This window comes from Arenibacter algicola, from assembly GCF_000733925.1.
GTDB classification, from domain to species: domain Bacteria; phylum Bacteroidota; class Bacteroidia; order Flavobacteriales; family Flavobacteriaceae; genus Arenibacter; species Arenibacter algicola.
In genome coordinates this window covers 2,017,106-2,030,805 of sequence record NZ_JPOO01000003.1, presented here as the reverse complement: position 1 = coordinate 2,030,805, position 13,700 = coordinate 2,017,106, and the positions used below count along the sequence as shown (strand labels likewise).

The window sequence follows — 13,700 nt, the reverse complement described above, 5'->3', positions numbered from 1 at the left end:
TTTTTTCTGTTTAAAAAAGGTATTGGTTTACAATAGTTTTGGAGGACCATTAATTTTTGATAGAGGCCAATAGTATATATGGTTGGGTAAAAAATACATTGTTATAAGGTTAAATCTATGTAGATAATTACTGGTTTTAGCCTTAGCTTTATTTTCTATAAATAATCATATTATGGTCTTATTTAAACATATCCTTTGTGGTTTAATGATGGCATTGCTGGGCGGTACTTCGTTGGCCCAAAATACCTTTCAAAATCCTATTCAAAAGAGGGGGCGACTGGGGTCTCCCTTGGTAGAAACCTCCCCCTTTGTTTTTGGGAACAAACTTTACCTCTTGGAGAATAACCAGCGGTTTTGGGACATTGCAGGGACCAAGCCAGGGGATTATTTTCATGAGGATGAGGTACGTATCAGGGAGGTGGAATCCGGCAATATTGTTTCGGTGCCATTAAAGAACCACGGGTTTGGTACCGCTCTGGTTTGGAACGATCGTGTTTATGTTTTTGCCGGTAACTACGGAGAGGGCAAGCCTTGGCGGCATATTACAGAGATTACCATGACAAGTTCTTCAGATCTAAAAAATTGGACCAAACCCCAAGTGGTACTGCGGGCGGCCGAGGGAGAATTTTTTTTTAACACTGCAGTCTGCCGGGGCAAAAATGAGTTTATTCTGCTTTATGAAACCAATGATAAGCGGTGGAAGCCGTTTACCTTCAGGTATATGAAATCGACCGACCTTACAAAATGGGAAGCAATTCCCGAAGCCCTGTATGGTGTGGATAAATATGTGGGCGGCCCTGCCCTATATTACGAAGGGGACTGGTATTATACACTTTATTTGGAGGCTTTGAAGCCTGGATATGAAACCCGAATTACACGCTCCAAAGATTTGGTTCATTGGGAGGATGCACCGGCTGGGAGACCATTTATAAGCTTTGATCCTACCCATAAAAATATTCCTTTAATAGACCCAAGTATTAGTGAAAGTAATGCTTCCGATGTTGAACTGTGCTATTTTGAAGGGCGAACTATTCTTTATTTTACAGGAAGTGACCAGACTACAGCAGGAGATTTACAATGGGCAACCTATGATGGGGCACCCAGACAATTATTTGAGCATTTTTTTAAAAAAACCGATGAAGATTCCTCAGAGCCCCCAGAACATGAAGGGGATTGGACTCCGGTTCTGATATCGCCCCAGAACAATCTGGAGAATACCAAAGCTTCCAATATAGGGATACGCAGAAAACCTACTCCCCAGCAATTAGACTATCAAGAAAGACAGATGGGTGCTTTTGTTCACTTTGGTCCAGCTACGTATATAGCATCGGATTTTATGAGTGTGCCGGCTGCGGATCTTTTTAATCCGTCGCAATTAAATGCCGAACAATGGGTAAAGACGGCCAAATCCTTTGGGGCAAAACACATTGTTCTAACTGCCAAACACCATAATGGGTATTGTTTATGGCCCACGAAAACCACTGATTACTCCGTTAAAAAATCACCATGGAAAAATGGTAAGGGAGATGTTGTTGCGGAATTTGTTGAGGCCTGTAGGAACAATTATATTAAAATTGGACTATATATATCTGGAGGGGATAAACATTTTGGGGTAACCAGTACTCCCGATCCCCAAGGGGAAAGAAAGTTGGTAGGTGATATTCATCAATACTTCCCTGTATTTCTGGAACAATTGAGGGAATTGTTGACCAACTATGGTGAAGTATCTTATGTGTGGTTTGATGGTGCCTATGATCCTTTCGGCTGGGATGTTGTGGATCCCAAAACCATGAAGCCATTAGGTACCGCTTATGGCGATGCCATTAGAACTATGGTGGAACATTTGCAGCCCAATGCGGTGGTTATGGGCGGTACAAAACCAGATGTGCGATGGTCGGGCAGCGAGCAAGGTTGGGCTGCTTACCCGCTTTGGAATGTTCTGGAGCCCGGGGAGGGATTTGACCACTGGGTAGGGCCGCAAAATGCAGGTTGGATACCAGCTGAGGCCAATATACATCCTAGGGAGAAGTGGTTTTGGACCCCTAATTCCGATAGTACTTTAAGGAGTTTGGACTACTTAAAAAAAGTATATCTGGAAACCATAGGCAGAGGGTCCAATATCCTAATCAATATGACACCGGATACCAATGGATTAATTCCTGAACCGGAAGTACAACGATTAAAGGATTTGGGTGTATCAATAGACAAAGTGTATTCCAACCCCATGGGCAGGGCAGAATCAACAGATCTTTCACAGAACAGTGAAATTTTTATTAATCTTCCTAAAAAGAAAACCATCAACCTTTTGGTAATTGAAGAACAACTGCGGTTAGGACAATTTATAAAGGAGTACAATGTGGAAGCCTATATTAAGGGGAAATGGGTAAGTATCGCAAAAGGACAAAGTGTTGGAAGGAAACGAATTCAGACATTTGAAAAAATCAGAACAAATAAACTTAGGCTTTCCTATAAGAGCGTGGAACATAAAGGTGCTATTCGAAGCTTTACCATTTATGATGCTGATTTTTAATTGGTTTATTTAATGGTGAAAAAATCTAAAGAGTACCGTATTTTCAACATAAAAAGGTTGTTTCATAAAATTATCCCATTCTTATTCACCGTGTATCTATTCGATTTCCGAAGGAAGAAATTAAAGAGGTTCCGTTAGAAGGGCATACAGTTTTGGCTGGTTCTTTAATTTTTGTAAGACCTTAAGTCAAAATCAAATATATTTTTTGTTTCCTATATTAGTGATCTTATTTAAACCATCATTCTTTATGAAAGTACTACCATTATTTTCCCTTTTTACATTATGTCTTTTGAGTTTGCATAGCTGTGCAGAGAAAGAAGAGCAGAAGCCACTGAAGCCCAACTTCCTGTTTATCATGTCCGATGATCACGCCTATCAGGCCATTAGTGCCTATAGCGATCATTTGATACAAACCCCAAATATTGATCGTTTGGCCAAGGAGGGCATGTTGTTCAGAAATGCCAGCGTTACCAATTCTATCTGTGCACCCTCCAGGGCCACTATACTTACCGGAAAACATACCCATATTAATGGGAAAATAGATAATCACAATCCCTTTGATACCACCCAGGTTACCTTTCCGCAAATTTTTCAGAAGGCGGGGTACCAAACGGCCATGTTCGGGAAGCTTCATTTTGGGAACAATCCCAAGGGAGTGGACGATTTTATGATCTTACCGGGCCAAGGACATTATATTAACCCCGACTTTATTACCCAAAAGGGAGATACCACTATTACTGGCTATGTAACGGATATCATTACGGATATGAGTTTGGAATGGTTGGATAAAAAACGCGATCCCAACAAGCCCTTCTTTTTAATGTATTTGCACAAAGCCCCGCACAGACCTTGGTGGCCAAGGGCAGATAAGTTTAAGGAGTACACCCAAAAAACCTTTCCCCTACCGGAAACTTTATTTGATGATTATTCCAATAGAGGTACCGCTGCCAAAACTGCCGAAATGAATTTGTTGTACCATATGCAATATAGTCATGACAGCAAGATATGGCCAGAAACCTTGGAGGCCATGGGAGACGTGGAGCCATTTGTTGAAGGGTCCCAAGCCGATGTGAACAATGAATTCAATCGCGGAAACGAGGAACAAAAGAGGCAGTACAAACCTATTATAGACGCAATAAACCAAGAATTTAAAGAGAAATGGCCTACCATGACGGACGAGGAAAAAATGATATGGAAATACCAGCGGTATATGCAGGACTATTTGGGAAGTATTTCCTCTGTGGATGACAATGTGGGCAGGGTACTGGATTACTTGGACGAGAATGGCTTGGCCGAAAATACCATAGTGGTCTACACCTCAGACCAAGGGTTCTATTTAGGGGAGCATGGTTGGTTCGACAAGCGCTTTATTTACGATGAGTCCTTTAAGACTCCCTTGTTGATCCGTTGGCCCAATGAAATTAAACAGGGAACCACAGAGGAGGAAATGGTACAGAATCTGGATTTTGCCCAAACCTTTTTGGAGGCGGCCCAAATCACTGCACCGGAAGATATGCAAGGTGAAAGCCTTATGCCATTGTTAAAAGGAAAATCTGACCAATGGAATCGGGAAGCCGTTTATTACCACTATTATGAATATCCCAGTGTGCATATGGTAAAACGCCATTACGGTATAGTGACCAAGGAATACAAACTGGCCCATTTTTATTATGATGTAGATGAATGGGAATTATATGATCGCAAAAAAGATCCAAAGGAATTGAACAATGTTTATGATGATCCGGAATATGCGGAAATCGTGAAAGAGCTCAAGGAAAAACTCGCCCAGCTTAGGGTAAAATATAAGGATTCCAAAGAGCTGGATGATAAGTATGTTGAACAGAGCAAGAAGTATTAGAAACACTCATTTAGGGCACTCTTAAAAATTAGGCGGGGTATAATCCCGCCCAATTTTTTTGTTAAATGGCTTATTCATTGTTACATAAGAAATTGGTTGGTAGGGCAAAGATAACTGTTGAAGATTTTCATTAAAATGGCTGTGGGGATGTTTTAAAGCCAAAATCAGGTTATATTCGTGCCTATTTTACGATTTTCTTAATTCTTGCCCTTATTCCTTATCATTTTTAGTTTATATTGTTTTATGCGATTTTTTAATGTAAGAACAACCCCCCTATTCGTTTTTATTTTTTGCACAACGATCGGTTTTGCTCAAAATGCAACTTCTAATTCCGATAATTCTACGATTAAAATTTGGAATAATTCCTCTGCAGCTAGCCAAAATAACCCAAAAAGTGCTCTAATCCATCCAGAAAGAAAATACAAATTACAGCAAATAGATAATTCCCTCGGCCTATCAAACAGTTCCATCAATGCAATTTTTCAAGATTCGGACAACTTGCTTTGGATTGGGACCTGGGATGGCTTAAATCGCTATGACGGGAGTAAATTCAAAATATTTCGCCCCGAATTGAATAATGAGAATAGCTTAAGTAATCAGGTAATACTTAATATTCTTGAGGACAAGACGGGTCAAATATGGGTGTCGACCATTCATGGAATAAATAGTTATGATAAGAGAACAAATACCTTTAGGCGTTTTTATTTTTCAAGAATAAACAACCCTCCAGTCTCGGAATCAGAATTTACGATTGCTTTGGATTCCTCCAAAACAGTATTCTGTGCAATAAAGGACTGGGGTATAGGCTACTTTTTCGAGGATGGTTTTATACAATTGAATTCTTTTAATCTTCCCTCCGAGGCGGTTAAAAAGATGGTGTTCACACCTTCAGGGGATCTACTTCTTCTATATGACAATAGTGAATTGTACCAATTGGAAATAACTCCCGGGGAAAATGCTCAAAAAAGGATATCAAATAGTGAGTTGGTTGCTGAAAATGTAAATGGGTTCGAAATCCTACAAAATGAAAAGTTATGTATTATCTCAAAGACAGGTGAGATGGACATTTCCTCATTGTTGGATCAAGGATCGGTTGAAGTTGATGAAAGGAATGTTAAAAACATAATAGGATCTATATCCGAGGGACTCCTACTGTCCAATAAATCGGAGTTTTTAATTATTGATAGTTTAGGAAAAAGAGTAAATCTTCCTTGGCAAAAATATCTTAAAGAGCAAAAGATAACTACTGTCTTTCAAGGTAATGAAAACGTTATTTGGGTAGGTACCGATGGGGAGGGTATTTTTAAGTTATATCCGCTCAGAAAATCCTTTCATTTAGTTACCAAGTCGCAAGTTCCGGAATTCAGTGATGGTATTATTAGAACATTTACAGAGTCTGAGGGAAATTCTTTTTGGATAGGCACTAAAGGAAAAGGATTGTTCCGCTTTCCTCCCCAATTTTATGAGAATTCAAATGAGTCCTTGCCGTATGAAAATTATAATCAAAATAATAGCGGGATCAACAATTCAGTTTATGCATTGCATAAAGGACAAGATGACTTAATTTTTATCGGAACGGATGGAGAGGGAATTGATGTTTTTGATTTGAAAAGGTCAAAACTTGTAAATTGGTCCCAAATCTTGCAAAGTAATCAGTGTGAATACTTTAAGTCGACCTATGCTATTTTTCAGGATAAAAATGGCTTTATATGGTTGGGTACCAATGGTTATGGAATGATTCGCCTGAAGATTCAGCGCTATGGAGATAAACTAAAAGTTTCTGAATTCAAGAAGTATGTCGCAGGGGAATATGAAGAAAACAGGCTAAGCAGTAATATTATTTTCTCAATCCTTCCAAGGAACGACAGGGAACTATGGATAGGTACACGGTTAGGGGGGTTGAACCTTTTTAATAAGGAATCAGACTCATTCCAGGTTTTCAAAAATAAAAGGAACGAACTGCGCAGCCTATCCAATGATGATATTTTATGCCTCTATAATGATTTAAAAGATAATCTATGGGTAGGGACAAGTTTCGGGTTGAATTTATTGCAGGAAATAGGAAGTGATGGGGAAGCATATTTTAGACGTTATACCGTAAATGAAGGCCTGCCGAATAATACTATCCATGGAATTATTTCCGACAAAAAATCAAACCTCTGGATAAGCACTAATTATGGTCTTTCCAATTTTGTAGTCGATGAATCCAGATTTATCAATTTTACCGAAAATGAGGGTTTACAAAACAATGAGTTTGCGGATGGAGCCTTTTATAAAGGTGCCGACTCTGATTACGTATTTATGGGGGGAATTAAAGGATTTAACTATTTTTTGCCTTCGGAAATAGAAGAAGATCCGTTTGTTCCCGATATTCTTATTGATAAAATAAGTGGTCAAAATATGAAGGAGCCATACTATCAAAATCTGGTGGTCTCCCCAAACGGCAACAGCTTTCCATCTATTAATTTGGAGCACGATGAGAATTATTTCGACATTGACATTGCAGCCCTAACCTTTATTCACAGTGAAAAATGCACATATGCCTATCAGCTTATAGGTTTTGACAACGAATGGGTGTACATCAACAACCGAAGAAATATTTCCTTTACGAATGTACCACCTGGTAAATATTCACTATTGTTAAAATGGACCAATAGCGATGGTATTTGGAGCAATCCCACAAAAGCAATAGATATTAAGATCGATCCCATTATTTGGCGAACAAATGTGGCATACGCTGTCTATTTGCTACTTTTCCTTCTATTGCTTGTTTTGATTTACAGTTACTATCAAAAAAAACAATCTTTAAAACAAAATATTATCAATCAAAAAAGAGAAGAAGAAATTCATCAAAACCGTCTTACTTTCTTTACCAATGTAGCACACGAATTCCAAACTCCTTTGACTTTGATTACCGGACCTGTTCAAAAACTATCAGAAATGGTGGGTTTAAGTGAAAAGAACCAGAGGTTTATAAATATGATAGAAAGGAACTCATCTAGATTACTCTTTTTAACACAACAATTACTCGAATTTAGAAAAGCGGAAAGCAATTATGTGGAGGTGCGAGTAAAGCAATTCGATCTAGTGAATTTAATAGAGCAAATTGCCGAATTATTTGATGAATGGGCCATTCAGAAAAATATTGAATACGAATTGGAAATGCCATCCTTATTGCAGGGGTGGTTCGACAAGGATAAAATTGAGAAGATCGTATTTAACCTTTTGTCCAATGCCTTTAAATATACTCCAGAAAATGGAAATATTAATCTAAAGTTATTTATTGAGGACGATTACGATATTCTTAATATTATAGTATCCAATTCTGGAGAGGGTATTGCCAAAGAAAAATTGGAGCGCGTATTTACAAGATTTGTATTGTTGGATGAGAGTAAGGATACGGATACCGATAAGTTTAGGACTGGGATAGGATTGGCATATGTAAAAAGTTTGGTGACAGTTTTGAAAGGTGAGATTACGGTTACGAGCGAAGTCAAGAAAGAGACCTCATTTAAGGTTTTGCTTCCCTGTAACAAGGGGAGCTTTAAGGATACTGAATTGGAAGAGCATTCCGGGCAGGTAAATATATCCTATCACCTAAAAAACATTTTGGAAGATGGATCTGGCAATTCTGAAGATATTTCAAATAAATTAACATCACTTGATGTTCTTCAAAATAAACGTAAAATTGTTTTGATTGTTGAGGACGAAAAAGATGTAAGGGTATTTTTAAAAGAACTATTGATAGATAAATATAATGTTCTAACAGCCAATAATGGGGCCGAGGCTTTGGAATTAATGAAAAAGGAAATGCCAGATCTGATTATAAGTGACCTTATGATGCCGGAAATGGATGGAATGGAATTATGTAAAAAAATAAGGAACAACAACCTTACATGTCATATTCCTTTTATTATGCTTACATCCAAAAATTCTGTCATTCATAGTATTGAAGGATTGGAAAGTGGAGCAAATTCATATATTCCCAAACCCTTTCATCCAGATTATTTGCAGGTGAAAGTTCAAAATCTCCTGGAAGAAAAGGAGGTGATGCTAAAATATCTATCCAAGGAAACACCAATGGATAGCTTTACGAATGTTTTAGAGCATGATGAACATAAGGACTTCATGAAAAAGGTTTTGAAAATTATTCATAACAATATAGAAAATGAAAACCTTCAAAGTTTGTTCATAGAGAAAGAATTAGGAATTAGTAGTTCACAGCTCTATAGAAAAATTAAATATATATACGGCTTTTCTCCCGGGGACCTTATACGAACCGTAAGATTAAAACATGCGGCGGCGCTCTTGAGAAAAAATACACTTACGGTCTCGGAGGTTTGCTATCAATCCGGGTTCAACAACCGTTCCTATTTTTATAGGGAATTTAAGAAAATGTATAGTATCACTCCAAAAAATTATCAGCTTAAGGCTATGTCTAGTTTGTAGAACATATGTAATCTTCTCATTTTAAACGTTTTACAATTTGGTGTACACTTTTGATTAAATAGTGTACACATTTTGGTGTACCCTACTTCTAATTTTACTTCAACTTGAAACTGGCTATTTATAGGCAGGTTATAATTTATTCCGACTTGCTTTTAGGAGTAAAAAAAGTGCTCAACTTGATTAACCAAATTTAAAACAATTCTTATGATGATGAAAAATTGTATTAGTAAGCTAACTTTTCTCGGAGCCATTCTTTTTGGAAGCTCCCTGCTGGCACAAAACATTACCGGCGTCGTCTCGGATGATGAAGGTCCCCTGCCAGGGGTAAACGTAATTATAGAAGGAACCTCCATAGGAACTTCTACAGATTTTGACGGCAATTACACCATTTCGAATGTGGATACCAATGCGGTATTGTTGTTTAGCTATATAGGCTATAAGACCCAGGCGATTCCGGTCAATGGACAAACCCAAATTAATGTTACCATGTCCGTAGATGCAAATGCTTTGGATGAAGTTGTTCTTGTAGGGTATTCCACTTTAAAGAAATCTACTTTAACCGGGGCAATTTCCGTAGTGGATGTGGATGATTTGAACAAAGCCAGAACCTCCAATGTTGCCCAAGCATTACAGGGGCAAGTTGCTGGGGTACAGGTTGCCTCCAGTAGCGGAGCCCCAGGTGGTGGGATTCAAGTTCGTATCCGTGGAGTAGGTACTATTGGAAATAACGATCCATTATATATTGTGGATGGGGTACCGTCTCGGGATATTACCTTTTTGAACCAGTCCGATATAAAAACCATGTCGGTTTTAAAAGATGCTGCGGCTGCATCCATCTACGGTTCAAGGGCATCTGCTGGTGTTGTCCTGATTACCACTAAAAGTGGTTCAGCAGGAAAAATGAAGCTTGAGGCCGAGTACTGGTATGGTGTTCAATCCGCTTCAAACTTACCTACCATGCTCAATGCCGAACAATATATAAACACTACTGAGAAAGCTTGGAACAATACATATACCGGAGCAAATCCATATACTGCGGATAGGGGCAGGGCAGATTTTGGTGATACCGATTGGCTGGATGAACTCTTCGAGGGAGGAAGTTCCCAAAACCTACAGTTGTCTGCCAGCGGAGGTAGTGAAAATGTTCAATTTTTGACATCCTTGGGATACTATGGGGAAAATGGTATAGTGGTTTATGATAATGACAAATTCCGAAGATTGAATTTTAGATCTAATATCAACGCCGACCTAACGGATAGATTAAAGATTGGGACCAATGTTCAATTGTCTTCATCAACCCAGGACAAAGTTCCTTCTACAGGAGAAAGTTTAATACGATTTGCGCTGTTAAGGGCTCCCGTAATACCCGTTTTTAAAGATGTAAATGATCCAACCTATTCCGAAAGAGATCCTTTTACCGATATGCCTTTCTTTACAGCTACCGGTTATGATCAAGGATTGAACAGAACTATGTACGAAATGGTCGGAAATCCCATTGCGCAAGCTTATTTTTCAGATGACCAGACCAGAATATTCAAAACTTTCGGCAACATATATGGTCAGTATTCTTTTTTAAAGGATAAAGAATTAACCTTTAGATCCAATGTAGGGGTAGACCTTACCTTTTTTCATGACAAAACATTTAATGAGAATTACGGAGATGATGATGGTGGTGGAAGTGCAATAGATCAAGGATTGGGAAGAAGGAACAGGCCCAATAATCTAAGTGAAAGAAGAGGGGAATCTTTGGCCCTAACTTTTAGTAATACCTTAAATTACAATAAGTCGTTCGGTGAAAAACACGACTTCAGTGCTATGGTCGGTACCGAATATGTTACACAGACAGAGTCGGACATCGTTGCCAGCAGGGCGCGTTTCCCATATTCCATAGACGAGTTTAGATATTTGTCCTATGGAGGTGAAGGCTTGGACGAAAATAACGCAGGTGCAGGTACTGAATCTGCTCTGTTCTCCTATTTTGGGTCTACTACATATTCCTATGACAATAAATACATGATAACCGCCAATTTAAGAGCGGATGCCTCATCAAGGTTTGCCGAAAATAATCGATGGGGATATTTTCCATCGGTTTCTGGAGGTTGGACACTATCAAGGGAGGATTTTTTAAGCGAAGTAGATTGGCTGTCCGATTTAAAATTAAGAGCTAGTTGGGGTCAACTGGGGAATCAAAATATAGACAATTACACTTACGCTGAATTAATAGAACAAACGGAAGGCATTGTTAGAAAAGTACGCTATGGTAATCCCGATCTAAAATGGGAAACTACCACTCAGGCCAACTTTGGAATCGACTTGGGTCTTTTTAATAACAAAGTCGGTGTTACAGCGGAATATTTTGACAAAAGCACAACGGACATATTGTTACCTATAGGCTTACCTGGTTTCCTTGGCGATTTGCAGCCAACCATAGTCAATGCCGGTGAGGTGAGCAATAAGGGATTTGAATTTTCAGTCAATTTTAGAAATTCAGAACGAGAGTTTAAATATAATATCAACGCTAACCTTTCAACAGTAACAAATAATGTTGAAAAATTGCATCCAAATGTGCCCAATATAGTCAATAACGAATCCAGAACGGTAGTTGGTCAGCCTTTGGATGCTTATTACGGATATAGAATGGAAGGGATTTACCAGAATCAGGCAGAAATAGATAGTCATTTATTTTTGGAAGGGAATTCCAAACCAGGGGACATTAGGTTCAAGGATATTAATGGGGATGGGAAAATAAGTCCGGATTTTGATCGCGAATTTATAGGATCCTCTATCCCGGATCTTACCTATGGTATCTTCCTAACAGGAGAATACAAAGGATTTGACATGTCCATGCTTTTTCAGGGAGTAGAGGGTATTGACAGGTATAATGACGGGAAAAAGATCATAGATTTTGATACAAGGCCTTTTAATTACACCGCGGCTATTTTAGGGGCTTGGGACGGAGAAGGCAGCACCAATAGTATTCCAAGGGTTGCTTTTGAGGATAATGGTAGTAGCAAGGTCTCAAGTATTTTTGTTGAAGACGCATCCTATTTCCGTTTGAAAAATATTGAAATTGGCTATACCATAGATGGCGTTCAAGGGTTTGACAGCGCACGACTTTATATATCCGGTAGAAATCTCCTTACCTCTACCAATTATACAGGTTTGGATCCCGAAGCATCGGATTTAGTAGATAAGGGTACCTACCCACTTTCTACATCCTTCATGTTTGGTGTAAACGTTAAATTTTAATTTAAAAAAATAGTAATCATGAAAAATATATTTAACAGAATACTAATTGTCCTTTTCATATCATCACTTGCAGTGGGTTGTATGGATGAATTGGAAAAAGAGCCAATTGGGCTACTAACGGAGGACATCGTGGACAATGACTTGGCTTTGGTGACCCTTGAAGCTTCGGTAAGCTCAATATACCAACCTTTAAAAAACACTCTGAACGGTGTTATTCCAGGTTGGAGATGGGATTTGGGGACCGTATTTAGAAATGACATTGTATTGCAGGATATCGCATCCAATGACATGAATAAAAAATGGAATCCGGATGGAGATCAGCCCTGGATGGATGAAGTGGGCAACTACACTTTTACACCGGAAAACCAAGCTTTTAACGGAATTTGGGTTTATGACTATATTGGAATAAACAGGGCCAATTTGGCAATAGGGTTTTTATCCGATGCGGCTACCGTCCAATCGGCAGGCATGACCGATGCCCGAAAAAATCAACTTTTGTCAGAAGCACATTTTTTAAGGGCCTACTACTATTTTGATTTAGTGAATAATTTTGGCGATGTACCTTTAATTAGTGCAACTCCAGATTCTTTTGAGGAAGCCTTGGCCGTAGCCATTAGAGCACCAAAAGAAGAGGTTATGAACCAGGTGAACTCCGATATTGCCCTGGCAAAATCATTGGCAACCAACGCCAAGTACCCCGATCCGGCAGAACCATGGAGAGTTTCCAAAGGAGCCATAATTGCATTGCAGGCAAAAGTTGCATTATTTAATGAGAATTGGTCCTCGGTGCTAAGCACGATTGCGGAATTGGATGCCCTTGGAAATTACAGTCTTAATGCTAATTATTTTGATAGTTTTAACGCCGAAATGGAATTCGCTGACAATGAAGTGATTTTTGCCTACGATCATCGTTCAGACGAAACGCCTAACAATACTAATGGATTGAGATTTGTTATTGGTTGGGGATTTTTTGCACCAACGGATGATTTTGTGGCGGCCTTTGAAGCAAATGACCCAAGATTGCTATATACCACTACTGCCAATCCTGACGATAAACGTTCTTTCAAGATAATAGGATCTACCACAGATATGATAGATTATGGCAATAAAGTCTATATCCGCTACGCCGATGTCCTGCTATGGAAAGCAGAAGCACTCAATGAAACAGGGGATTATGTAGGAGCGGTCGACATTATAAACCAAATTAGAACTAGGGCTAGGAACAGCGCTACTGCAGACGGTTCTATAGTACCTCTAGGTACATTAACAGATAGACCTGCGTCAACAAATGCAGTCGAAATTTTAGGATGGATAATGTCTGAAAGAAGAGTGGAGCTAGGTTTTGAATCCCATAGGTTCAATGATTTAAAAAGATGGGGAACGGCAAAAACCGTATTATCCGATTTGGGGAGAAATTTCCAAGACTATAATTATTTATTCCCAATACCACAAAGGGATATTGATAAGTCTGGAGGAACAATTACCCAGAACCCAGGTTATTAAAACAAATCAAAAACATAAATTATTGAGTTGATTGTTAAGTTTTGTTGGAGTTGAGAAGTAGTATGAATTCTATATACTACTTCTCTTTTCAAAAACTTTACCCAACCTAGA

The 13,700-nt window shown here is 38.7% G+C and carries 5 protein-coding genes; all 5 read left to right on the top strand.

The window, feature by feature from the left end; all coding sequences use genetic code 11:
* Positions 1-172 precede the first annotated feature (172 nt).
* The 5 genes from U735_RS0119250 to U735_RS0119230 all read left to right on the top strand — a co-directional run bounded on the left by U735_RS0119250 (position 173) and on the right by U735_RS0119230 (position 13,589).
* Complete coding sequence (locus U735_RS0119250) at positions 173-2,530, top strand: alpha-L-fucosidase (protein WP_084681121.1); 2,358 nt, start codon at positions 173-175, stop codon at positions 2,528-2,530.
* 247 nt (positions 2,531-2,777) lie between these two features.
* The gene (locus tag U735_RS0119245; RefSeq protein WP_031445370.1) at positions 2,778-4,388 is read left to right on the top strand and encodes a sulfatase/phosphatase domain-containing protein; all 1,611 of its coding nucleotides are present in this window, start codon (positions 2,778-2,780) and stop codon (positions 4,386-4,388) included.
* 243 nt (positions 4,389-4,631) lie between these two features.
* Positions 4,632-8,837, top strand: a complete 4,206-nt coding sequence (locus tag U735_RS0119240) for a hybrid sensor histidine kinase/response regulator transcription factor (protein WP_051892254.1) — start codon at positions 4,632-4,634, stop codon at positions 8,835-8,837.
* Between the two features lie 204 nt (positions 8,838-9,041).
* Positions 9,042-12,086, top strand: coding sequence for a SusC/RagA family TonB-linked outer membrane protein (locus U735_RS0119235; RefSeq protein WP_031445368.1), 3,045 nt, complete (start codon positions 9,042-9,044; stop codon positions 12,084-12,086).
* An 18-nt stretch (positions 12,087-12,104) separates the two neighbouring features.
* Positions 12,105-13,589 carry a RagB/SusD family nutrient uptake outer membrane protein gene (locus U735_RS0119230; RefSeq protein ID WP_031445367.1) on the top strand — a complete coding sequence of 495 codons (1,485 nt, stop codon included), beginning with the start codon at positions 12,105-12,107 and terminating at the stop codon, positions 13,587-13,589.
* Positions 13,590-13,700 lie beyond the last annotated feature (111 nt).

Bases quoted from the DNA above. Each gene is read 5' to 3' on its own strand.
- U735_RS0119240 (WP_051892254.1), top strand. From the start codon at position 4,632: ATGCGATTTTTTAATGTAAGAACAACCCCCCTATTCGTTTTTATTTTT.
- U735_RS0119230 (WP_031445367.1), top strand. From the start codon at position 12,105: ATGAAAAATATATTTAACAGAATACTAATTGTCCTTTTCATATCATCA.
- U735_RS0119250 (WP_084681121.1), top strand. From the start codon at position 173: ATGGTCTTATTTAAACATATCCTTTGTGGTTTAATGATGGCATTGCTG.
- U735_RS0119245 (WP_031445370.1), top strand. From the start codon at position 2,778: ATGAAAGTACTACCATTATTTTCCCTTTTTACATTATGTCTTTTGAGT.
- U735_RS0119235 (WP_031445368.1), top strand. From the start codon at position 9,042: ATGATGATGAAAAATTGTATTAGTAAGCTAACTTTTCTCGGAGCCATT.